General features: G+C 41.0%; 28 protein-coding genes and 1 tRNA gene. 8 read left to right on the top strand and 21 right to left on the bottom strand.

Annotation, left to right across the window (positions count from 1 at the left end; all coding sequences use genetic code 11):
• Positions 1 to 125 precede the first annotated feature (125 nt).
• Genes ACE01T_RS10080 through queA form a run of 3 tightly spaced genes read right to left on the bottom strand, consistent with a single transcriptional unit; the run spans position 126 to position 2,814 of the window.
• Complete coding sequence (locus ACE01T_RS10080) at positions 126 to 692, bottom strand: LemA family protein (RefSeq protein ID WP_086195835.1); 567 nt, start codon at positions 690 to 692, stop codon at positions 126 to 128.
• 29 nt (positions 693 to 721) lie between these two features.
• Positions 722 to 1,750, bottom strand: a complete 1,029-nt coding sequence (locus ACE01T_RS10085; protein ID WP_180174415.1) for a hypothetical protein — start codon at positions 1,748 to 1,750, stop codon at positions 722 to 724.
• Positions 1,751 to 1,776: 26 nt separating this feature from the next.
• Positions 1,777 to 2,814: a tRNA preQ1(34) S-adenosylmethionine ribosyltransferase-isomerase QueA gene (queA, locus tag ACE01T_RS10090; RefSeq protein ID WP_166171337.1), complete on the bottom strand. Its 1,038-nt coding sequence runs from the start codon at positions 2,812 to 2,814 to the stop codon at positions 1,777 to 1,779.
• A 194-nt stretch (positions 2,815 to 3,008) separates the two neighbouring features.
• On the opposite strand from queA, the gene ACE01T_RS10095 reads away from it, so the two are divergent.
• Positions 3,009 to 3,095: transfer RNA gene (locus tag ACE01T_RS10095), tRNA-Leu, on the top strand.
• 188 nt (positions 3,096 to 3,283) lie between these two features.
• On the top strand, positions 3,284 to 4,351 hold the full coding sequence (locus tag ACE01T_RS10100) for a tyrosine-type recombinase/integrase (RefSeq protein ID WP_395519203.1): 1,068 nt from the start codon (positions 3,284 to 3,286) through the stop codon (positions 4,349 to 4,351).
• A 30-nt stretch (positions 4,352 to 4,381) separates the two neighbouring features.
• Here the strand turns inward: ACE01T_RS10100 and ACE01T_RS10105 are convergent, their stop codons facing one another.
• From ACE01T_RS10105 to ACE01T_RS10135, 7 genes are all read right to left on the bottom strand, one after another.
• Entirely contained in the window at positions 4,382 to 4,720 is a 339-nt protein-coding gene (locus ACE01T_RS10105; RefSeq protein ID WP_395519204.1) for a hypothetical protein, read from the bottom strand.
• A 150-nt stretch (positions 4,721 to 4,870) separates the two neighbouring features.
• Complete coding sequence (locus ACE01T_RS10110) at positions 4,871 to 5,071, bottom strand: hypothetical protein (protein ID WP_395519205.1); 201 nt, start codon at positions 5,069 to 5,071, stop codon at positions 4,871 to 4,873.
• Positions 5,072 to 5,295: 224 nt separating this feature from the next.
• Positions 5,296 to 5,742 (bottom strand): DUF2528 family protein, encoded by a 447-nt coding sequence (locus tag ACE01T_RS10115; RefSeq protein WP_395519206.1) that lies wholly within the window; start codon positions 5,740 to 5,742, stop codon positions 5,296 to 5,298.
• Between the two features lie 67 nt (positions 5,743 to 5,809).
• On the bottom strand, positions 5,810 to 6,397 hold the full coding sequence (locus ACE01T_RS10120; RefSeq protein WP_395519207.1) for a hypothetical protein: 588 nt from the start codon (positions 6,395 to 6,397) through the stop codon (positions 5,810 to 5,812).
• Between the two features lie 26 nt (positions 6,398 to 6,423).
• Positions 6,424 to 9,132 (bottom strand): toprim domain-containing protein, encoded by a 2,709-nt coding sequence (locus tag ACE01T_RS10125; protein ID WP_395519208.1) that lies wholly within the window; start codon positions 9,130 to 9,132, stop codon positions 6,424 to 6,426.
• Between the two features lie 10 nt (positions 9,133 to 9,142).
• On the bottom strand, positions 9,143 to 9,538 hold the full coding sequence (locus tag ACE01T_RS10130; RefSeq protein ID WP_395519209.1) for an ogr/Delta-like zinc finger family protein: 396 nt from the start codon (positions 9,536 to 9,538) through the stop codon (positions 9,143 to 9,145).
• A gap of 131 nt (positions 9,539 to 9,669) precedes the next feature.
• Complete coding sequence (locus ACE01T_RS10135; RefSeq protein ID WP_395519210.1) at positions 9,670 to 9,852, bottom strand: toxin-antitoxin system HicB family antitoxin; 183 nt, start codon at positions 9,850 to 9,852, stop codon at positions 9,670 to 9,672.
• 122 nt (positions 9,853 to 9,974) lie between these two features.
• On the opposite strand from ACE01T_RS10135, the gene ACE01T_RS10140 reads away from it, so the two are divergent.
• On the top strand, positions 9,975 to 10,304 hold the full coding sequence (locus tag ACE01T_RS10140; RefSeq protein WP_395519211.1) for a helix-turn-helix domain-containing protein: 330 nt from the start codon (positions 9,975 to 9,977) through the stop codon (positions 10,302 to 10,304).
• Here the strand turns inward: ACE01T_RS10140 and ACE01T_RS10145 are convergent.
• The 5 genes from ACE01T_RS10145 to ACE01T_RS10165 all read right to left on the bottom strand — a co-directional run bounded on the left by ACE01T_RS10145 (position 10,296) and on the right by ACE01T_RS10165 (position 12,169).
• The gene (locus ACE01T_RS10145) at positions 10,296 to 10,484 is read right to left on the bottom strand and encodes a hypothetical protein (RefSeq protein WP_395519212.1); all 189 of its coding nucleotides are present in this window, start codon (positions 10,482 to 10,484) and stop codon (positions 10,296 to 10,298) included. The two genes, ACE01T_RS10140 and ACE01T_RS10145, sit on opposite strands and share 9 nt — an antisense overlap.
• Before the next feature lie 11 nt (positions 10,485 to 10,495).
• Complete coding sequence (locus tag ACE01T_RS10150; protein ID WP_395519213.1) at positions 10,496 to 10,807, bottom strand: hypothetical protein; 312 nt, start codon at positions 10,805 to 10,807, stop codon at positions 10,496 to 10,498.
• Between the two features lie 2 nt (positions 10,808 to 10,809).
• Positions 10,810 to 11,481 carry a hypothetical protein gene (locus ACE01T_RS10155; protein WP_395519214.1) on the bottom strand — a complete coding sequence of 224 codons (672 nt, stop codon included), beginning with the start codon at positions 11,479 to 11,481 and terminating at the stop codon, positions 10,810 to 10,812.
• A gap of 175 nt (positions 11,482 to 11,656) precedes the next feature.
• Complete coding sequence (locus ACE01T_RS10160; protein WP_395519215.1) at positions 11,657 to 11,965, bottom strand: hypothetical protein; 309 nt, start codon at positions 11,963 to 11,965, stop codon at positions 11,657 to 11,659.
• Between the two features lie 3 nt (positions 11,966 to 11,968).
• Positions 11,969 to 12,169 (bottom strand): hypothetical protein, encoded by a 201-nt coding sequence (locus ACE01T_RS10165; protein WP_395519216.1) that lies wholly within the window; start codon positions 12,167 to 12,169, stop codon positions 11,969 to 11,971.
• Between the two features lie 686 nt (positions 12,170 to 12,855).
• Here ACE01T_RS10165 and ACE01T_RS10170 point away from each other — a divergent pair.
• The 5 genes from ACE01T_RS10170 to ACE01T_RS10185 all read left to right on the top strand — a co-directional run bounded on the left by ACE01T_RS10170 (position 12,856) and on the right by ACE01T_RS10185 (position 14,735).
• Entirely contained in the window at positions 12,856 to 13,392 is a 537-nt protein-coding gene (locus ACE01T_RS10170; protein ID WP_395519217.1) for a putative periplasmic lipoprotein, read from the top strand.
• A 61-nt stretch (positions 13,393 to 13,453) separates the two neighbouring features.
• Entirely contained in the window at positions 13,454 to 13,597 is a 144-nt protein-coding gene (locus ACE01T_RS17725) for a YdcA family protein (protein ID WP_489752750.1), read from the top strand.
• A gap of 108 nt (positions 13,598 to 13,705) precedes the next feature.
• Positions 13,706 to 13,954, top strand: a complete 249-nt coding sequence (locus ACE01T_RS10175; protein ID WP_395519218.1) for a hypothetical protein — start codon at positions 13,706 to 13,708, stop codon at positions 13,952 to 13,954.
• Between the two features lie 107 nt (positions 13,955 to 14,061).
• Positions 14,062 to 14,241 (top strand): type II toxin-antitoxin system HicA family toxin, encoded by a 180-nt coding sequence (locus ACE01T_RS10180; RefSeq protein WP_395519219.1) that lies wholly within the window; start codon positions 14,062 to 14,064, stop codon positions 14,239 to 14,241.
• Positions 14,242 to 14,312: 71 nt separating this feature from the next.
• Positions 14,313 to 14,735, top strand: coding sequence for a type II toxin-antitoxin system HicB family antitoxin (locus ACE01T_RS10185; RefSeq protein WP_395519220.1), 423 nt, complete (start codon positions 14,313 to 14,315; stop codon positions 14,733 to 14,735).
• Positions 14,736 to 14,790: 55 nt separating this feature from the next.
• Here ACE01T_RS10185 and ACE01T_RS10190 read toward each other — a convergent pair whose 3' ends face one another.
• From ACE01T_RS10190 to ACE01T_RS10215, 6 genes are read right to left on the bottom strand one after another with little or no spacing between them, the layout of a single operon-like run.
• A complete protein-coding gene (locus ACE01T_RS10190) occupies positions 14,791 to 15,777 on the bottom strand; it encodes a contractile injection system protein, VgrG/Pvc8 family (RefSeq protein ID WP_395519221.1) in 987 nt (328 codons plus the stop codon).
• Positions 15,774 to 16,199 (bottom strand): phage tail protein, encoded by a 426-nt coding sequence (locus ACE01T_RS10195; protein WP_395519222.1) that lies wholly within the window; start codon positions 16,197 to 16,199, stop codon positions 15,774 to 15,776. The genes ACE01T_RS10190 and ACE01T_RS10195 overlap by 4 nt, the downstream gene beginning before the upstream one ends.
• Before the next feature lie 10 nt (positions 16,200 to 16,209).
• Positions 16,210 to 18,792 carry a phage tail tape measure protein gene (locus tag ACE01T_RS10200; protein ID WP_395519223.1) on the bottom strand — a complete coding sequence of 861 codons (2,583 nt, stop codon included), beginning with the start codon at positions 18,790 to 18,792 and terminating at the stop codon, positions 16,210 to 16,212.
• Positions 18,789 to 18,926: a GpE family phage tail protein gene (locus tag ACE01T_RS10205; RefSeq protein ID WP_395519243.1), complete on the bottom strand. Its 138-nt coding sequence runs from the start codon at positions 18,924 to 18,926 to the stop codon at positions 18,789 to 18,791. Before ACE01T_RS10205 ends, ACE01T_RS10200 begins: the two co-directional genes overlap by 4 nt.
• Positions 18,923 to 19,249 carry a phage tail assembly protein gene (locus ACE01T_RS10210; protein WP_395519224.1) on the bottom strand — a complete coding sequence of 109 codons (327 nt, stop codon included), beginning with the start codon at positions 19,247 to 19,249 and terminating at the stop codon, positions 18,923 to 18,925. The genes ACE01T_RS10205 and ACE01T_RS10210 overlap by 4 nt, the downstream gene beginning before the upstream one ends.
• A gap of 43 nt (positions 19,250 to 19,292) precedes the next feature.
• Positions 19,293 to 19,799 carry a phage major tail tube protein gene (locus ACE01T_RS10215; protein WP_395519225.1) on the bottom strand — a complete coding sequence of 169 codons (507 nt, stop codon included), beginning with the start codon at positions 19,797 to 19,799 and terminating at the stop codon, positions 19,293 to 19,295.
• Between the last annotated feature and the right edge of the window lie 17 nt (positions 19,800 to 19,816).

Raw genomic sequence — 19,816 nt, forward strand, 5'->3', positions numbered from 1 at the left:
GGAATTATTTAGACCAATGATCAAAAACTTCATTGATGACTTTATTCTCGATAAAAATCATCTGCTACCACAGAGAATCTATAAATAATACTGCGTAAGTCCTAATTTATTCTAATATTAACGACTTAAAAATTCGGTCGATAGTCAAAACTCTGTGTAGCTGCCAGATCGCGGAAGGGGCGAATGGCTTTTTTACCGAGTGACAGGGTATTGACGATGTTATTGGGAAAAATCTGAATATTGTTATTAAACAGTTCAACATTGCGGTTAAAAATGGTAATCGCTGCCCCGACATTTTCATTCTGTTCTTCAATTTCATTCATCATTTTTAGATAAATTTCATTGGCTTTCAGCTCAGGATAGTTCTCTACCACGACATTGAGACTCTGCATTAATTCCTTATTCAGGCTTTCAACGCGTTGCAACTGGGCAACATCGGCATTGTTTAAATTGAGATTTAAAATATTCTGCCGCAGTTCGGTCACTTTTTCCAAAGTGCCTTGTTCAAAATTGGAATATTGTTCAACCAAAGGTTGCAAGCCATCCAGAACTTTAATCTTCTGACGCTCATAAGTTGCCACATCTGACCAGGAACGAATAGAAGCATTGTGATGACGCACAATATTATTGCGAATCATGATACAGGCTACAATCACGGCAATAATCAACAATAAAAAAATCAATAACCCCATTTATTTGTCCCCAAATATTTACAAGATTGTTATTTTAAAAACTGCGTTAAATCACGCTGTAAACTTTCCAGATACGGTAGTTTAAAAGTACGCAAGTGTCCACGTAATGCAGAAATATCGTGAATATTTTTTGCCCGGCTTGAAATATGAAATAAATCGGCCGGTCCTAAAAAACATAAGATATGGCTATCAGGATGGAAAATTAAATCGCCTTGACGCTGGGCAAAAAATTCATCGAGCCTCAACACAAATGCAGGCGTGAGCAGTTTTGCCATCTGCATTTCATCGCTACCAAAAATATTCAGTTTCTGGTTGACTTGAATATCACTGGTATGCCACGGAAAACTGTAAGGATAATAAAACTCCTTGTTGGCCGTAGTGACTGCCACACCGTGTACTTCCACATCAAAAACAAATACACCCCATAAATCTTTGTGTACTTCACTCACCTGTACTTCATTGCCGTCTTTATTACGAATCCGGATTTCATTGACATAATGGTATTGAAACACCATCACCTGATGCTGTTTGCCTTCATCATCGGTCCATTGGGTGCTGGCGTAATAAGGAAAGTCATTGGCAATGCTGCCCTGATTAAAGACCGGAAATAAACGCTTTAAATGGGCAATAAATAAAACCGGTTGCAGGGGAACAGAAAAATGTTGCGGCTGTTGCTGGAAGGCAAGATTGTATTTTTTAGCAATACTTTGCTGTTCCAGATATTCGATGACTTCATCAATGGGCTTGCTTTCTTCATAACTAATATAAGCCCAGAAAATCATAAAAAAACCGCTGATCAGACTGATCTGAATCCAGATATTACCGGGGTGGATAAAAATCAGCAGGATAAAAAACAGTCCTGCTGCTGCCAGAAGTAGCGGGAGGACATTTTCAAACTTGAGCACGATCGGGGCATTCCAGGGATGCAGTGCATCTAAAATATCCTGATGCGTCTGAGCCTGGCGGGCAATCTCCCAAAGCCGCGCAATATTATTAAAAACCCGTTCATTTTTTTTACGTCGAATATGAATCGAATATTTAACAGCATCGAGCGGCATGGCGTACTTCTTATTATCAACAATAATTAAGGTGTGATTTTATCAACCAGCATGGCATCGCCATAACTGAAGAAACGGTATTTGGCTTCTACCGCATGATGATAGGCAGCTAAAATATTATCACGATTCGACAATGCTGAAACCAGCATCAATAACGTTGATTCAGGAAGGTGGAAGTTGGTAATCAGACGATCAACTACCTTAAACTCGTAACCCGGGTAAATGAAGATTTGCGTATCGCCCGTCCAGCCTTTTAATTCACCGCCATTGGCCTGTGCGGCGCTTTCAGTGGCACGGGTTGCAGTTGTACCGACAGCAATGACTTTATTGCCACGCGCTTTGGTGGCTTTGATCAGCGCCATAGATTCATCAGACACATCACACCATTCACTGTGCATGATATGGTTTTCAATATCATTGGTCCGTACCGGAAGGAAGGTTCCTGCACCGACATGTAAGGTCACAAAGGTTTTCTGGATGCCTTTTTCTTCAAGTTTTTTCAACAAAGCTTCGTCAAAATGCAGACTGGCAGTCGGGGCCGCAACACTGGCCAGTTTAGTTGGGTCATTAAAAACGGTCTGATAACGCTCGGTATCAATTGATTCTGCTTCACGGTTGAAATAAGGCGGAATTGGCAAAGCACCATATAAATCTAGAACATTTAAAATGGGCTGAGAAAACTCGACAATAAACAGGTTTTCATGACGACCTTTGACTGTGACTTTTACTTCATCTGGACCAATGAACAATTCTGCGCCTTCTTTTGGCGAGTTACTGGCTTTAATATGGCAATGCGCAATGAACTTGTCCAACATGCGTTCCACCAAAACTTCAACCGCACCCCCAGTGGCACGTTTACCTTTCAGACGTGCTTTCATGACCTTGGTATCATTCAAAACCAGCAAATCACCTTCATTCAGTAAATTTAGAATATCTGTAAATTGATGGTCATGATATTGACCTTGAGCATCAAGATGCAAAAGGCGTGAAGCACTACGGGTTTCAAGCGGGTAACGGGCGATCAGCTCGTCAGGGAGATCAAAGTTAAAGTCAGAAAGTTGCATCTTCAATGTATTGAAATAAGAAAAACATCAGCATTATAGGCTGGAAAAGCACAAAACTGATGATATGTGATGTTTTTTAAAACAAAGTTTTTGATTTTGATTTAAAATTGAGCGATCGGATAAATTAGATAATTGACAATTTCAAGTTTGAGAGTAATATAGCCACCACAAGCTGATCAGCTTGCAACACCTTTCCCGAGGTGGTGAAATTGGTAGACGCGGCGGACTCAAAATCCGCTGTCAGAGATGACGTGTCGGTTCGAGTCCGACCCTCGGGACCAGAATTCAGAATAGAAATATTCTCAAAAGCCCCGAAGCCTTTATATGACAAGGCTTCGGGGCTTTTTCGTTTCTGGCGTTTGGGTTTTTTTCAGGTATTTTCGGGTAATTTCAGGTATAAGTTTCCACACATTTTCCACATTCTAAAGATGTGTTTTTTTGATCTAAGTTATTGGGTTCTTTTAACTTTATGAGCTTATCTATTTATAAACAGAAAAATGGAAGCTGGAGAGCTGACCTTGAAGCCTATGGCCAAAGAAAAAGTAAAGTTCTCAGTTCTAAGGCGGAAGCTAAAAAGTGGTCAGAAATTCAAGAGCGCGAATTCTTTTTAAACTACTCAACTGATCAGGCACTTAACAGAGATATTGTCATCACTGTTCATGAGGCATTGAGCCGTTATGCAAAGGAAGTTTCTTTATATAAAAAGACGGCCAAAAAAGAGATCCAGCGCATCACTTATTATCAGAATCATTTGCCGTATGTTGATTGGCCATTAATTAATTATAAATCTGAATTTTTGAAGCAATGGGAAGATTCAGTTATGAAGAGGTCTATTAAGCCACTGAAGGCCTCCAGCATTTTGCGAGATTATTCAACACTTTCGGCATTCTTTAACTGGTGCAGAAAAGATAAGAATTGGATTGATTTTAATCCTGTTGAAAATGTACGGAAGCCCAAAAAGCCGCCGCATCGTGAAAGAAGGACTGAGTTAGATGAATTGCAAGCCATTTTAGCAGCATTAAAATATTCACCAGGATCTGTGCCTGAAACAAAGATGCAAGAAGTTGGGCTAATTTGGCTTATTGCTATGGCCACGGGGATGCGGTCGGGTGAAATCGTGAATAGGCCGCTGGATGAGGTTTTTCTGCAGAAGCGATATGTCTTTTTGCCGAACACAAAAAATGGCACTTCTAGAAAAATTCCTCTTGATGATTTTGCGCTGCAGCTTTGGACATTGGCCACTAAGATTGAAAGAAAGTCATCTTCAAAAGTTTTTACGATCAATGATGCGTCAAGAGATGCATTATTTAGAAAAGCCCGGAAGCAAGCTGGATTGGAAGGTGCTGATATCACATTTCATGATTCGCGGCATGAAGCAGCAAGCTTAATGGCCAGGCGCGTAAAAAATGCATTAACGCTGTGCAAGATTTTCGGCTGGAAGGATCCGAAACAGGCTTTGACTTATTACAACCCTACGAATGATGAAATTTTAGAAGAATTAAATATGTCGTCCGGGTTAAGCAAACTAATGTCGTAAAAAAGCCACCTTGCGGTGGCATTGATTTGATTAGTGGTACTGGATGTGTTTTTTATCAAAGGCCATGCCAAAATCTATGACATCTTTTGCTTTCCAGCGTGAAACTGTTCGTTCGCCATCTTTGGAGGTCGGCAATTGCCGGCTTGGCGGAAAATATTGATTTTGGATAATATTTTTTTTTGTGTAATCTTCTGAGTAATTGAAATACTTAGCAATATCTTTTTCACTCCATAATTGATGCTCGACAGGCAAAACCAATTTTGCATCAAGATGCTTCATAATTTTTAATAGAACTTTATCTAAAATATTTTCATTTATCATAAATTCACTCCATCCAACGTACACAATCAGGTGTTGAACATTTCGCATGTATATGGCCATTATGAGGGCTAATTTGATAGCTCATTTGTCCATTGGTACAGATTGGGCATGCCATTTCACTTTGAATAATCAGCTGCGGTTTAACGCAACCATGTTTGTCAGTTATGGCCTTACGTGCGGCTATAATATTTTCAAAATTCATCCAGCTTGCCTCTCGTTAATTAAATTTGTTTCCTGACGATTTAAAAGAGCAATTTTTGCGTATACAGCTCTGCAATCTCTACCCAACACATCTGCAATAAAATGCAAAGGGTAGTTATCTTTTAATAAAGAAGATAAAACTCGTTCTTCACATGGCCACCATCCACCACGGACAACTTTAAAAACTTTACGTTTCATTATTTATGCTCCTATAACTGCGTTGCTTGGGATATTTGCCAATCTAATAATTTGAATTTTCGCCCAGCGTTTTCGATGTTCAATCTCGCATTCAGATAGCGGAACCAAATAATTGAATTGAGATGTTCGCTTACAACAAACGTGCGGCAGCTTTTTATTCGCTTTGAAAAAGTTCGGGTGAATCTGCTCCGGTGTTAAAACTGCATTGGATAGGTAAGGTCCATTTAGCATGATTGAGCCCCCGGTTTTACAGGCTCGAATTCAAATGCATCATCGTCAACATAATTGTCGAAATTCAGTTTTGTGATTTCAAAAGATTCATGCCCCCAACCTTCTTCATGAAAAATTGAGTTGATTCCCCAACTTGAAGCATGATCCGAACTGACAACGTCTTTCCCTCCATAGCAAGCCCAAAAAACTTTTCGGCCGATCATTTTTAAAATGACAGCAACGATATCGCCATTATTTTTTTTGAGCCGGTATTCACTGTTCGACCAAAAATTATTGTGTTCATGAAGTTCTTCATTCGTACACTTGATGATGACAGTGAATTCCAAATCACAGGTAAATTCATGAACTGAGTCTAATTTCACTTTATAAGTGCGTGGTTCACACTGCAGATAAGCTGGAATTTCCGCTTGTGATGTTTCTACGTTAGAATCGTTTTGCATAATTGCTCTCCAGTAGTTGTGTGACACATACAGAAGTGGCCGCTTCTGTATGTGTGCTTGTTAAAAATTAGTGAAAAGGTTTTGAATTTTTCTGTTCAGACATTTTTGTCTTTATTGCATCCAAAATAAGCAACTTTAAAAGTGCCGGGAAAGCCTCTTCAAACAGGTTTGGATTTGGCTCAAGTTTTGGAAATTCAGGTAGATTCAGCTGTGCATAGAAGTCATCTGCGTAAGCCCACTGGTGAATCAAATGTTTTTTCACATCACCTTTGCGGGTATGAAATTCATCATGATTTTTGCAGTACTTCACACCAGCCATAATTTCTTGATTTGTAAATACCAGCACTAATAGGCGATCTTCTTCAGGCAGGATCTCAATACTGTTAAAAATTGGATTCAGTTTTTGTTCTGCTGGAATCGCTTCAATTTGAATGGTAAAAAATTCAGAATTTGAATCTTTTAAAATGTCTTCTAAAAAAACATAAACTTTTGATAATTCAGGAGTGATCTCCAGACCAATGAAAGCTTCAAGGACTTTTTTTCTAGGAGTCATGGAAGTTGCAAAACCTTTGGATAAAAGGAATTGAGCAAGTTCTGCCGATAATAAAAGCGAGTTTTTCAAACCTATGTGTGTTTCAACATTTAATTTGTACATGGTGTTTTTTCCTTTTTTAAATGGGACTAGTGTTGTTGGTAAGGGTTGGTGAATATCCAGCACTTGACGTTGCGTTCACTAATTTCTAAAACGCTGTTCTCGTCTTTGCTCGGATGATTTTTGGTTTTTACTTGTTTGTTCAATTCAATGAACTTGTATTTGCGGCTTGATCGTAAAAGGGTGCGCATATCGTTAATATCAGGCAGAGATTGAAACTTTCGGGCTGCAGCTTGATAGACTTCATTCAAATTGATAGCGACAAAATTGGGGTCTTTGTCATGGTAGTAATTAAGATTGAATGCGCCAGTGCATGATGAATTAACGTACTCAAATGCTTCCCAAAATTGTTTGACAAAAATATGGTCGTCAGAGATATCTTCCATGCGTTTCAATGCCATTTGCTCAAGCATGTTATGACTGTCCACGATTTCTTCAAGATCAATGACTTCATTCAAAACATGCTTTGCCAGCGCTTCAATCATGGCTGCAATTTGTGCATGACAAAGTGCTATACGTGTATGCGTAATACCGCACTGGTGATAATGCTTTTCAATTTCGCTGCACTTTTCAAAGAAGGTATTTAGAATTTTTTCTTCATTTATCAAGCAGTGAGTCATGAAGCGATTCGCATCGTCAAACTCAATGCCATACAACTTATTGGCAATCATTTTCTTTTCGTAAGTATGGCCTTTCATATCGACAATAATTTGCAGCGTACGGCTGAGAATTGCTTCAGTTGCCTGCATTGGATCGTTTTGACTGATCATGATAGAACCACGGAAGGGCGGCTCGTATGTTTCATTGCCCGATGTTTTTAAGCCGCGGCTACGGATGTTTTGGCCATTGAAGGCATCTTTAAGTTCATCCCAGTCAAATTTTTGTTTTTGCTGTTTGTCGCCGGATTTACGGTCCCCCTCAAGGAAAACAATAGGCAGGTTTGAAACTTGAGCCATGCTGCGGTGTACAGCAACGATAGATGAACTGTTTGGGTTAATGCCTTCTTTACGATCATTCCGGCCTGATAATCGCCATAGAAAATCAATATAGGAAGATTTACCTGAACCAGCTTGGCCAACATATTCTAAGAATGGGTATGAACTGTGAACCTCACGGATTTGTTCAGCAAAATATGATCCAGTCCACCACGCTAAAATAATGAGACCTTTTTCACCGTTGATTTTAAAATTGTTTTGCCACCAATGAGGAATAAATGGCTCTTTGCTTAATGTGATGATTGGCGTAGTGGCCAAAGTTTTCAGCTCATTTTTACCCGCATTAAAATAGTCATTGTTATTAATGGGGATAAGTTTGCCTTTATGCACAGCATGATTCTTGAATAAGTAGGTTGCATATTCTTTGCTGTAGCCAATGTAATCTGTTGTTTTGACTTCTTTTAGGCGTTCGGGGTTGATCTCATTTTTCAGAATAGTCTGCAGTTGCTTGTCAGATCCAGTCCACCAGACGCCGGGTGAAATATCGAGAAGGCGGTTGGTGAAGTTGGCTTTTGAAGTCAGCTCTGCAGATGTGAATGTTTCTTTAATAATGTCGCGATGGCCACGTTGTATTTTGAAATAATACCAAGCCTCATTTGTTGCGATATTGCGCTGGAAATATAGGCCTTTTAACGTTGCATCGCAGATCATTTCAATATTGCTGACTTTTTTTGTGGCTTCTATTTTTGCTTCTTCAGTGGAGCCAGTAATTTGCAGCTGAGAATCATATTCAGCCTGAAACTTGTCACTGTTGAATGTGAACCAATAGGTTTTATAGTGATGGATAAAGTAGAAGCTGTTTTTTTCATTGAACATATGAATGAGCAGCGCGGCTTCGCGCGGCGTTTTTGCAACATGTACTTGGCCATAATGTTTATAGCGTTTGATTTGTACCTGGTCTTTTAATAAATCCCGTTCATAGAGATCATTCCAATCCAAGTCGTATTCATTATTTGAAGAAATTGGCAGGGCGGCTGTAGATTCCCAGCCCTCTTTTAAAGCGCGATTATGAAACTCAATTGCTGCGTCTTTGCCGGCGATATCATTATCAAAAGCCCAAACCAGCGTAGGAAGTTTTTTTAAACCTAATTCTTCGCTGCGCTTTTTTATTTTAGACAGTAACTGGGTAGGATAATTATTTGAGGATAATGTTGCTGCAGAAGTCAAACTGCTGAAGCTTAGGGCAATGCTATTGAAGATCCCTTCAGTTATCCAAACTTCATTGGAAATACAAAGGTCATCAAATTTGTCGTGATATGTCCAATACAGTCCTGTGATCTTCCCCGAAATATTTGCTTTTTGACGGCCAAAACGCTCAGGCCTGTCAATTAAGCGTTCCCAAAATACACCATCGGCAATTTTGAAACGTACAGTCGCGCTGACTTGACCAGGATATTTATGTTCATTGTAGAAGGCTTCTTGAGTGTATTTTCCCACCAAGCGTTTAGTATCAAAACCGCGCGCTTCTTTTAAATATGCGTCTGCGGCAGCATGAGGATTTTCAGATGACTTTGGGTAATCTTTCGACCAATCTTTAAATAAGTCTTCACAGATCTCTTTGACGTGCTCTTCATAACCGCATTTGTTGATCCTTCCGCACTTTACTACACGCGGATTTTCTGCATGCACGTATAACTCTTTTTCAGAGCACTTAGGACATAAGCCTTCCCGCAGCCATGTGCCTCTTTGTTTAAATTTGAATGACTTATTCAAATAATCGACGATTCGGTGTTGCATGCTCATGATTAAGGCCTTAAAGCAGTTTAATTTGTTTCAGACGTTGGCGGTAAAGAGTCGCCCGGGTTAAGTCAATCGTCGAAGAATGGAAGAGCGCGGAGATGAATCCTTCGATATAAACCTTCTGTGCATCATCAATTTCAAGCTGGGTTTCAATACTGGCCAGGTGATGCTCAAGCTCTACTTCCCACTGCCGCTTGTGCTGCGGCAGTCCGGTCACTACTGCAGTATTAGGATTAATACTGTTTTGAATTGGGCGAACCATTTCTAGGCTTGCAGCGAAACTGGCAAGGCATTGATCATTTCTGCAAGACACAATTAATTCATGCAAAAGCGGCGATGGTCTTTTTCTGCTTGATACATGCATGCGGACGCCGCAATGCGGGCAGTAAAAGCCAATTGATTTACTCATGAGTACCCCTTTGTTTAATCAAGTATTACTGCTCCCGACACTGCTACTTAACTAACTAATTTTTTTTGTACTTTTTAAAAAAAAATATGAACCAAAACTCGGAATGCTGGGAATGACAGAAAGGCCATGGCTTATGATGTTTTCTCATCGTCTAAATTGGAGATTCCCAATGCCTTTAACAGCTTTTCTCTTGCAAATTGATTTGGAGATAGAGTTCCTTCTTCCGCTGCTTTAATGCGAACTTGTCGATGAATTGCTTCGGAAACTCGAAAAACGATTTGTTTTTCATTTGTTGAGTTCGTTGTTGTACTCATTGCAATGGCCTCTCAAAAATTTAAAATGGTTAGAATCTTGCATTGCCTGATTTCGTGCATTGTTTGATTTCGTGCAAAGTTAATTTACTACTATGTACAGTAGTTTTCAATAGGTATATGTGATGGAAAGTAGTTTTATTTCACTTGAACGAGGTAATCGTTTGAGATCGGAGAGAAAAAAGTTTCCTGGTCTTACGCAAACAGGAGCAGCTGAAATAGCTGGCCTAAAAGAACAAAGCTGGATTCGATTTGAAAAACGCGGTGAACCATTTGATTTAAGAGTTGTTCAGCTGCTAGAAGATTATGGTTTTGACATGATGTATGTCATTTTTGGCATTCCAAAAACAATACAGCCCGATCAGGCAGAGCTGGTCGGGCTGTATAACCGTGCTGATAAAAATCAAAAAGAAAAAATTATTCAGATGGCTCGGCTAATGACGCAATCAGATTAATTCTATTTTTGAACGTATGCTTTTCAGCTGGTCTTCCAGTTCAATAAATATAGTGGCTATTTGTTCAGAAGTAAGATAAGTAGATTGGTCGCCCCCAAGCTCTGATAACTTCCGAATGAATGCCACTTTATTTATGACTTGTTCAATAGTATAGACATTATCTTCATCAATTTTATACATGAATTTTCCCCTTATTTGTTGTTAGGAAAACCATTGTTTATATGGTCTGTCAGGTTATTGAATAAGGCCCAGCTTCTGTCTGTATTTTCTATGATCAAAATAGCCTGAACAGCGCAGATTGAGAGATTATATGTGTCATGCTGTTCATTGAAATGATAGTCAATGTCAGCCCGCAAGCGTGACCAAATAATATTGGTTTCTACGAAAGTTTTGTAAGAAACATCCGTCTGCAGTATTCGATACAAATTTTTTGAGCTGATAAAGAACTTGCGTTTTTTTGTGTGAGGCTCTTGAACGCGAATTATGTATTTTTCAATATTCATTATTATGTCCTTATTAATTCTGCAGGCAGAATTTGCTCAGGCATATGCCATTGCCACTGATTGAGATTAAGTCTGTTGGATGCTGATGCCGCGTATGCAAGTACCTTTCTTGATATTTTTTCCCAATACAATAGCCGTGGATCGTCATGGGCGATGTCCAATTTATACTGCCGCAGCTGTCGATAGAGTGCGCGATTTTGACGCGGAATTGCGGCCAAATCTTCTGCTGTGGCTTCTGCATGAATGGGCGCTTCAGTGCCTTGAATTTTTTCGGGTTCAGGCTTTGGCGCTGGCTGCGGCTTAGCGGCGCCAGTGGATATGCCAAAAATTGCTTTGAGCTTTTTATAATTGATGGTGTAGTAATTCACCCGCATCGATTTGTTTGGATCGAGCTTGTTGATTTCAATTAACCCCAGCTCTTTGAGCTTTGCGACAGCACGTTTGATGGAGGAAACACTAAAAAGGCCTAGGGTAGATTGCCACTCTTCGTAGGTGTGGAACCACCATTTTCGGTTGCTGTGCAGCGTCAAATTTTTCTTGTTCTTGTATTTGCGCGTATCGTTAAGCAAGAAATACAATTTTTGCAAGAAGCTTGCTGCAGGCATTCCCAATTGTTTTGCCAGCTGAGGCGATGCAATGATTGGGTATTCTTTATTTTGCAGAAGAACTTTCATATTGAAACTCCCCCGCGATAGCTTTCTAGATAGCAGGCTTTACAACGGCCAGTCCACTGTTGAACGCCACGTCTAAAACCATTTTTAAAAAAGAATTCTTCATCGAAAGGATAATATTCATTGCAGAGCGGGCAGTGCTTTTCTATGCCCAGTTCTGTATGCATGTACATAGGCATCATAATCTGCCTCCCAGCACTTTGAGCCCTTCGGCAATCATTTCTTCCCGTTCAGCGCGTCGGAATGCCCATTGGGCCGGGAGGTGATCAAGATGGTTATCTATGGCCGTTTGCAGGCGCTGCTCATCTGTCATGTTGCTGATGCAGTTATAAATGATGGCATCAGCCGTTTTTAGCTCTGTCAGCAGCATTTCTGCAGTGTGAACTGTGCATAGCGTATTGCGGATGATGCTGATTTGATTTGGCGCAATGCTGGGATTAGCTTCAAGTTCAGTCAAAAGCTGAGCTAATTGGATTTTGATTTGCATGACTTACACTCCCCAGAATAATGTGAGGAAAGTAAACCCAGCGAAGCTTAGGAAAATGGCGGTTTCAAATAAATTTTTAAGCAGTTTTTTGCGTTTGAATTGACGCTCGCGCTGGTGATACGCAGCCAAGTCATAGATTGGAGTGTGCTCAATTGCAGAATGCATGCGTGTGCGAACAGAATGCGCACTTTTAGAAGTGTTCATAGTCGTTTTCTCAGTGACAAGTTTTAATACCTGCCAGCATCCTTCCTACGGGATGGTGACAGACTAAACAGGGTGTAGGAATACCGTTCACTGAGTACGGCCAACCCGAAGGTTGCCCTGAATAGCCTGCCATAACGACTGCTAAACAGTAGGCAAAAAAAATGCCGCATAAGCGACTTTGATTTGCGCTCAGTGATGATATAACAGGTTCCTACGCCTGTTCACAGTTTTTGCTGTGATAAAATGAATATTAAGTTAATTATTTTGTTTGTCAATCATTAGATTATTAAAAAACATTTTCATTTGCTTAATGTTTGATTATCAAAATGGGAAAGATTCAGAAATAAATGATTATAAGGCCGTAAAGCATTGGCTCGTGATTGGTAATGAAGTTGTAATGGTTATGCTAATGATTGGTTATGAAGCTGTAATGGATTTGCTAATAGAATCGTAATGCATTAGCTCATGATTGAGTTTAGGAAATGGCAGTTTTCGTAATGTAGATTTTTCACATTCTTTTATAATTCTATTACTTATTCTATTTATATATAGAAGAAAGTGTCAAAATGAGCCAATGCATAGTGTCAAGATGACCTTATCCATTGGTTCATTTTGAGCTAATGCATAGTGTCAAAAGATAAGTCTTTAGTAGATAATTAATCCTTATATTTATAAGGGGGGATTCTATGAAAAAGGGTATTTTATTGATGGCTATTTTATTAGCCGGGTGTTCTAGTCCTAATAGCGAGTCGATTCAAAAAGAAGAACAAATTAGTGTACAGAGCGAATCTAAAAAATTGGAATTTCCTCCAATTAATCAACAAGAGCCAATTGCAAAAGTTGATATCCACGATGATGAAGCGATTGTAAAAAGTGTTGGTGTTCCTGCTAAAAAAATAATTGATAGCGTAGATTCGGTTGGTGAACCTAAAAAGATTTATCAATTTGCTGATTCAGTATTTGGCACGCAAATTGAATTGAGTAGATCGCAAATATTATTAGCATGGATAGCCGTAAATGAAGATGAATCATCAAGAACAAAAAGTTTAAAAAGTATTGCGATTGCACAACATCTTGCCCGCGCTATGCTTGGCATAGAAGGTGGAAAGCTCGTGGATGAAATTACGAGTAAAGGCAAAATTGAATCGCAGCAAATCGAAGGCTATCAAGTTACTGCAGGATCATGTATATCTGGATTATGTTCATTGAAAATTCAGCGTTAATTCTTAAGGTAAATTTAGAAATAGTATGAAAAAATTAATTTTAACTTTGTTGATTGTTTTTATGGGAATAAGTGTGGCGGAGGCAGGCAAGGGGCGACAGCCTTGTTCTGGATCGAAAGGCGGCATCAAGCATTGTACAGCTGATGGAAAGTTTATGTGCAGAGATGGGACAATTAGTGCCTCAAAGAAAATATGTAAGCGATAATTGAAAAAGCCCTCTTATTAAAGAGGGCTTTTTCAATATTGGGAACAATTCCAAATCGGCATTTTTCCATGAGTTAAAATTAAGTTTTATCCAAGGATGTAAATTTTTATGAATGATTTAAGTCTACTAGAAGCAGAGGTTTTATGTACATTGGAACCGAATTCAAAGCAAGGCAGCCAGTTGGATGTTGTTGCTGTACTTTCTCAGAATTACGTATTGACAGATCCTGAGTATGATCATCAATTATTTATAGATAAAGGCAAAGCTTTAAAGGCGCTGGTGAGTAATGGGTACTTAACAGAAGAATATTGTCTTACTCATTTGGGTGAATTAATCCTGAATTATGTTGATTCATAATAAAAAATTATAGGTAATAAATAAAACAAAATTGTTATATATTTCTCTTGTTAATATAACAAATTTGTTATATATTTGGTTTATTGTTTAAGCAGGGGAGTAGCTTTATGAGCTACAGCGAGTTTAAACGATGGCTGATAGAACAGGGCGTTGTCTTTGTTAGGCGTGGTAAGGGTTCACACTGGATTATACAGTTAGGCGATAAAAAGTCTGTTTTCCCCGACCACGGCAGCAAGGAGATACCCACCGGCACTCGTTTAAAGATCAAGAAGGATCTAGGGCTTTAAGCCTTAGATTCTTCAGGTCGCACCCACTGCATTTAATATGTGATTTTGCATTTATATTAGGAGTTACTACCATGCAATATCCAGTTAAAATCGTGCGTGATGGAGATGCTTATTGCGTAACAAGCAGAGATCTTGATCAAGTCAACAGCGTTGGTTATTCATTAGAAGAAGCTCTGCACGAAGCAGCAGATGGTATTGAGACTGCATTAATGATTTTTTATATGGACGGCAAGCAAGCTATACCATTACCAAGCAAGAAAGAGGAAGGCGAATATTTGGTTGATTTGCCTGCTCAAGTAGCTGCTAAAGTTGCGCTGTATAATGAGATGATTAATCAAAAAGTGACACGCGCCGAACTAGGCCGCCGCCTGCACTGGAAGCAAGCTCAGGTGAATCGCTTGTGGGAGTTAGATCACTCAACCAAGCTGGAAGCACTTGAAGCTGCCTTTCATGCAGTAGGCAAGAAAATAGAGCTGAATATAGTTGCTGCTTAAATATAAAAAAGCCCTCGTAAGAGGGTTTTTTTATTATTTCGCATAGCCTATTTAATCAAATGCTTGCTTCTAAATCTAATTGAGTCGTCAATCCGCCATTTTTAGCATAGCTATGCGTGGCTTTTTCAACAATCCATTTCAGCTTATCTATTTGCGCTTTAAAGCGCTGCAGCTGAACAGGGGACTCGGTGCTGATTGCTGGTACACCATTGGCCAAATTAATGCTGAATTTTGCCATTTTACGTTTAATCTCGGCCATTTTTGCAGCACTGGCACGTTCTGCTTCGGCTTTGTTGGCAAACGTCCCCTTTAGGTGCTTAACTTTGCCTTTATCTCCAGTCACCACTTTTTCACGTTTGGCTTTGCCTGTGTCCTGATAGCTGGCTGATACCCCAGTATGGTCAGACTCACGATCCTGTTCGCTGTAACGGAATTGGTCACCACTGTTCCTGGTCAAAGTGATGGTGGGTAAAGCTTTACCTGAAGCGGTTTTTGCACTGCCTGCAGTGAAGATTAAAAGCCGATCTTTTTTTACGGCCATCTCTGCACCATTTTGTTTGGCCAGCCGCTGCAGCAAGTTGAGATCCGACTCATTGGTTTGGTCAATATGGTTTAAAGCAATTGCTTTGAGAGCAGCTGTCATGACCAAAGTCAGTTTATGGTTTTGAGCGATTTCAGACGCAATTGCCCCAAATGTTTTACGGTGATATGACTTCGATTTTGCTTCTTTGATATTGCTTTTAAAATTGGCGCTGGATGCCTTAATCGTAATTTGATCCGGCGTACCTGACCATTCAGTCTCATCGACAATAAAATCGCCTTTATCGTGTAAGCCTTCGCCCTTAAAACCCATTTGACAATTGAGACGGACACCACGCTTAGGCAACTCTAATGCGCCATCTGAATCATCTAAAACAATACTCAATTCATCTGCTTCATTGGCGCGGTTATCTGTAACAGTAACGCTTAAAATACGCTTAGAAATAAGCGCATTTAAAGGTTTATTGTTTGCTGTGATAATGCAGACTGGAGTTTTAATCATGCCGCACCTTCATTTGCAGGGGCAGATTGAGTTTCTACCCGCTCATCATCAACACGGCTCAGCTTGAGGGTGTAATCAACTTTACGCGGGACACCGTTATCCATCAGAATAGATTTTGTCTCGTCAATGCTGTCGATGACAAAGACTCCATATAAATAACCTGAGCCATCCATCAAAACATAGCCTTGTCCTGTGTCGGCCATGCTCGCCAACTCATCCAGTGCAAAGCGTGTACCGAAGCCGTATTCTTCATAAATGAGACCAGGCAAAGTTACAGTATCTGCACCTGCGCCAGTAAACTGTTTTTTTGCACGTCCAGTCGCCACTGCATTTTCGGCATAACTCCATGAACGTTGCCGCTGGATCTCTTGAAATGCCAATGTACTGGTCTGAAAAATGAATTGTCCTAAACTCATCAGCATGGTTACCCCCTTAATCGTTGTCGCTATAGCTGCGGACGTTGCTTGGCTGTGGCATGCGCTGCGCCTTGGCCACTTCCATGGCCACCAATTGTGCTAACGCATTTTCATCCATACCCGGTGCAGCATAAATATTAAAAATTTGCTGCACTGGAGCTGCTGTTGCAGAGACATTTTTTGTGCTGGCTGAAATAGATGGACGTTGGTCAAAACTGAAAGCGCTGGTATCAAAAAAGCCCAGCATATCCTGACTTGCAGTACCGATTGCATTGCTGGCCAGATGGCTATTGTTTGAGATCCCGTTCGCCAAACCTTGCATGTTGTATGCCCCCAATTGTGTAAAAACACGGGAAGGGGAGTGGATGCCGAAGGCTCCTTTCACTGTATTTGTGACCTGTGCTGCAGCGGCTTTTGCCCTGCCAATGACGCCCGCAATGCCGTTACTGATACCGTTAGCGAGACCTTGCATCAGCATTTGGCCAAAGCCTGTGAAAGTGCTTGGCAATTGCACTCCAAAGTAATTCATCACGGCAGCAAAGGCGCGGTAAAACAGTCCGATCGGAGACCAGTTGATAATCGTTGCACTGATATTTGTTATGCCACTGCTGAAGAATGTTTTTAGGTTTTGCCATAATTGTGACGCACCTGCAGAAATGCTGCCCCAGAGTGAAATAAAGAATTGTTTGATTGAACCCCAATTGCGATAAATCAAATAGGCAGCCGTGGCCAAAAGTCCGATCGCTAAAAGTAGTGGGTTGGCCATCATTAAACGGCCGACAAAAAAGATGCCTTTACCGAGCCACATAAAGGCCGATCCAATCAGCTTGATGATATTAATCAGACCGAAGCCTTTGGCGCCAAGTACGCCAAAAGTAAGGCGCAGTAAAGCCATTGGGCCGAGTAGGGTAACCAATGCCAGTGATAGCGCACTAAACGCAGCGAGAAGAATCACGATAATGGCAATGGTCTTCATGATGGCATTCGACAATTGAGGATTTTCCTTAGACCAGACTCCCAATTTTTCGGTCATGTCTGTTAAACCGGTGACGACTTGCTTCAGCTCAGGTGCGATCGCAGCACCGAAGTTTGTCATAGCACTGGTGAATGTTCCTGAAGCCGCATCCCATAAATTTTTTAACGTGCCGAGTTGCTCATTAACACGTTTCTGCAGGTCGGCTTGAGCATTCATTTTTGCCAATGTTTCGTTATAGCCCGCTTTGCCTTTGTCGATCAGTAGGTTTAGGGCTTGGATTGTTTCAGCGTCATTGCCGAACATATCCGACAAGATCGGCAATCGTGCTTCAGTAGAAAGGCCTTTGAGCTTTTCAAGCTGCTTGAACATATTGTCCAGTCCACCAAACTCACCTTTGCCATTGGTAAAGTTCATAGCCATACCTGAACCTTTCAGTGCCTTTTTAATGCCTTTGCTGTCCATCATAGATGAGAAGATTTTGCTATAGGCATTACCTGCAGATTCACCTGCCATCGCCGCTTGATCTGCCATGACCAAGAGGGGAGCCATTGCCTGAGCGCCTTTTAAGCCCTCGGCCTTAATGGTTTTCATGCCTGCAGACAGTTTGGAAAAGCCTTGCAGCATATTGGTGGAGTCGACACCCAGATAATATGACCGCTGAATCGTATCCATTAAACTGAGCATGTCTTTTTCTGAGGTTTTGGTGGCATCCTGCATTTTTGCTGCAAACTCAGCAGCATCCTCAAATGGCATTTTCAATTGCACTGCTAAATAGCCAGCTGCCTGGCCAACACCGCCAAGGATGGCTTTATAGCTGATCCCTTGCTGAACCAGCTTTGCCATCATGAGCTGAAATTCTGCGGTTGTACCCGGCAATTTTGTACCGAGCTGATTGGCCAATTCATTGATTGCTGAAAATTCTTTGGCCACCTGGCCATTGGACTGCATCATTGAAACTTTGAGTGTGGTTGCCGCATCCTCGGCCTCTGCAAAGGCTTTAATTGGAACAGCTAAAGCGCCTGCACCGACTGCAGCACCTGCACCTGCACGCACTCCAGTATCAGAAACTTTGCCAATCAATTCCTGTGTATTTTTGTGCTGTTTCATTAAATCATTCATGCGCTTTTGACTTGCAGCCTGCTTATCGAGCTGTGATTTCTTGCGCTGCAGCGCTTGTGAAGAAGCATCAATTTTTGTTTTGAGTTCGCGCTCGTCACGGCTTAGAGATTTAGTGCTGATGCCTGCTTGACTCAATCCATTGCGCAGCATCTGCAGTTGCATTAATTGGTCTTGTTCAGCCTGCTTTAAATTTTTGACTGTAAGCCTGGCCTTTTCAAATTCTTTGGTCATTGCCCGAGTAGGTTTGGCAACATTGGCATGCTCATGGGCAAGTTGGGCTACGGTCTGCTGCGCCGATTCTAAGTCTTTTTGAGTACCTTTAAGTGCACTGGATAAACGACGGAAAGAAGTAATATCAGATTGAGACTTGCTCAATTTCTTTAATTCTTCACGCTGGGTACGCAAAGCATCAGAGGTCTTTTCACTCGAACCCATGATGTCCTTGAGCGGGGCAGTGGCTTTGTCCACAAGTTCTAACATGGCTTTTAGGCTAATTTGACTCATTTGCTCTCTGATTCCCAACGTGCCCGCGCACGTTCATGCCATTCCATCAATTCATCCAGTTCATAGTCATCACAGTCAGCGGGTGTCCAATGGAACACCACGGCTAAATCTGCAATGACTTCATCGGTACTTATTGGAAGTCTTCGTCCTCGGCCTTCACAAAAAAACCGATCACTTCCTTTGACAACTTGGTGAGATCTGAAGGTGCCAGTTCATACACGTCATTTTCAGTCATGGTCGGTGTGGTAATGCGTGGAGCCAGTTTTGCCAAGGTGTCGACGTCCAGTTGCAGCACGTTCACCAATGTCAGTCCACGAAGGGCACGGGTTTTTGGTTTACGGATTGCAATTTCGGTAATGGTCTGTTCACCGCGTTTAAAGCCTTCATCAAAGGTGATGGTGCGCAGGTTTGGATCTTGAATAGCGTCTTGGTTCTGTTGCTGTGCTTCAGGGGTCATGTCATATGCTCATTAGAAATATGGGGAGAGGGAATGCCTGGTCTTAAAGACCAAGCATTTTTTTGATTTGCGCAGCAATATCGCTGCCGCCGAAAACTTCTGTACCGTTGATGAAATCCAGTTCGACTTCGACCACACCATCCACTTCCATGCGGTAATAGGTATAGTTGTAAGACATTTTGATCTCTGTCTTTTCGCCATTTTTTGAATCACCCGGATCAAGTTCAATCGCCTGGCCACGGGTATAGATTTCAACATTTTGGTGTGTGCAGTTATCTTGACGTTCGTAAACGCCAACAAAACGCACTGGAAGATCTGACGTGCCGCAGACACCTAGCTGACGATATTGTTTGACATCGAAACCGCCATACACGACTTCACCTTCAAGCTTTTCATAGCCCATGACCAGTGCGACATCACCGATCATTCCCGCGCCGCGGAAATCTTCAGTCTTTTTGGTGATCTTTGGAATAGTTACGCTTTCTGCGATACCTGCCCATGAGTGTGTATCGATAAACACATTAAAATTTTTCAAAGTACGTGGAAGCATTGCATCCAGCTCCTATA

Origin of the sequence: Acinetobacter uliginosus (assembly GCF_044130295.1) — a bacterium.
In the GTDB taxonomy this organism is placed as follows: Bacteria; Pseudomonadota; Gammaproteobacteria; order Pseudomonadales; family Moraxellaceae; genus Acinetobacter.

Bases quoted from the DNA above. Each gene is read 5' to 3' on its own strand.
- ACE01T_RS10080 (WP_086195835.1), bottom strand. From the start codon at position 692: ATGGGGTTATTGATTTTTTTATTGTTGATTATTGCCGTGATTGTAGCC.
- ACE01T_RS10085 (WP_180174415.1), bottom strand. From the start codon at position 1,750: ATGCCGCTCGATGCTGTTAAATATTCGATTCATATTCGACGTAAAAAA.
- queA (WP_166171337.1), bottom strand. From the start codon at position 2,814: ATGCAACTTTCTGACTTTAACTTTGATCTCCCTGACGAGCTGATCGCC.
- ACE01T_RS10100 (WP_395519203.1), top strand. From the start codon at position 3,284: ATGAGCTTATCTATTTATAAACAGAAAAATGGAAGCTGGAGAGCTGAC.
- ACE01T_RS10105 (WP_395519204.1), bottom strand. From the start codon at position 4,720: ATGCGAAATGTTCAACACCTGATTGTGTACGTTGGATGGAGTGAATTT.
- ACE01T_RS10110 (WP_395519205.1), bottom strand. From the start codon at position 5,071: ATGAAACGTAAAGTTTTTAAAGTTGTCCGTGGTGGATGGTGGCCATGT.
- ACE01T_RS10115 (WP_395519206.1), bottom strand. From the start codon at position 5,742: ATGCAAAACGATTCTAACGTAGAAACATCACAAGCGGAAATTCCAGCT.
- ACE01T_RS10120 (WP_395519207.1), bottom strand. From the start codon at position 6,397: ATGTACAAATTAAATGTTGAAACACACATAGGTTTGAAAAACTCGCTT.
- ACE01T_RS10125 (WP_395519208.1), bottom strand. From the start codon at position 9,132: ATGAGCATGCAACACCGAATCGTCGATTATTTGAATAAGTCATTCAAA.
- ACE01T_RS10130 (WP_395519209.1), bottom strand. From the start codon at position 9,538: ATGAGTAAATCAATTGGCTTTTACTGCCCGCATTGCGGCGTCCGCATG.
- ACE01T_RS10135 (WP_395519210.1), bottom strand. From the start codon at position 9,852: ATGAGTACAACAACGAACTCAACAAATGAAAAACAAATCGTTTTTCGA.
- ACE01T_RS10140 (WP_395519211.1), top strand. From the start codon at position 9,975: ATGGAAAGTAGTTTTATTTCACTTGAACGAGGTAATCGTTTGAGATCG.
- ACE01T_RS10145 (WP_395519212.1), bottom strand. From the start codon at position 10,484: ATGTATAAAATTGATGAAGATAATGTCTATACTATTGAACAAGTCATA.
- ACE01T_RS10150 (WP_395519213.1), bottom strand. From the start codon at position 10,807: ATGAATATTGAAAAATACATAATTCGCGTTCAAGAGCCTCACACAAAA.
- ACE01T_RS10155 (WP_395519214.1), bottom strand. From the start codon at position 11,481: ATGAAAGTTCTTCTGCAAAATAAAGAATACCCAATCATTGCATCGCCT.
- ACE01T_RS10160 (WP_395519215.1), bottom strand. From the start codon at position 11,965: ATGCAAATCAAAATCCAATTAGCTCAGCTTTTGACTGAACTTGAAGCT.
- ACE01T_RS10165 (WP_395519216.1), bottom strand. From the start codon at position 12,169: ATGAACACTTCTAAAAGTGCGCATTCTGTTCGCACACGCATGCATTCT.
- ACE01T_RS10170 (WP_395519217.1), top strand. From the start codon at position 12,856: ATGAAAAAGGGTATTTTATTGATGGCTATTTTATTAGCCGGGTGTTCT.
- ACE01T_RS17725 (WP_489752750.1), top strand. From the start codon at position 13,454: ATGGGAATAAGTGTGGCGGAGGCAGGCAAGGGGCGACAGCCTTGTTCT.
- ACE01T_RS10175 (WP_395519218.1), top strand. From the start codon at position 13,706: ATGAATGATTTAAGTCTACTAGAAGCAGAGGTTTTATGTACATTGGAA.
- ACE01T_RS10180 (WP_395519219.1), top strand. From the start codon at position 14,062: ATGAGCTACAGCGAGTTTAAACGATGGCTGATAGAACAGGGCGTTGTC.
- ACE01T_RS10185 (WP_395519220.1), top strand. From the start codon at position 14,313: ATGCAATATCCAGTTAAAATCGTGCGTGATGGAGATGCTTATTGCGTA.
- ACE01T_RS10190 (WP_395519221.1), bottom strand. From the start codon at position 15,777: ATGATTAAAACTCCAGTCTGCATTATCACAGCAAACAATAAACCTTTA.
- ACE01T_RS10195 (WP_395519222.1), bottom strand. From the start codon at position 16,199: ATGCTGATGAGTTTAGGACAATTCATTTTTCAGACCAGTACATTGGCA.
- ACE01T_RS10200 (WP_395519223.1), bottom strand. From the start codon at position 18,792: ATGAGTCAAATTAGCCTAAAAGCCATGTTAGAACTTGTGGACAAAGCC.
- ACE01T_RS10210 (WP_395519224.1), bottom strand. From the start codon at position 19,249: ATGACCCCTGAAGCACAGCAACAGAACCAAGACGCTATTCAAGATCCA.
- ACE01T_RS10215 (WP_395519225.1), bottom strand. From the start codon at position 19,799: ATGCTTCCACGTACTTTGAAAAATTTTAATGTGTTTATCGATACACAC.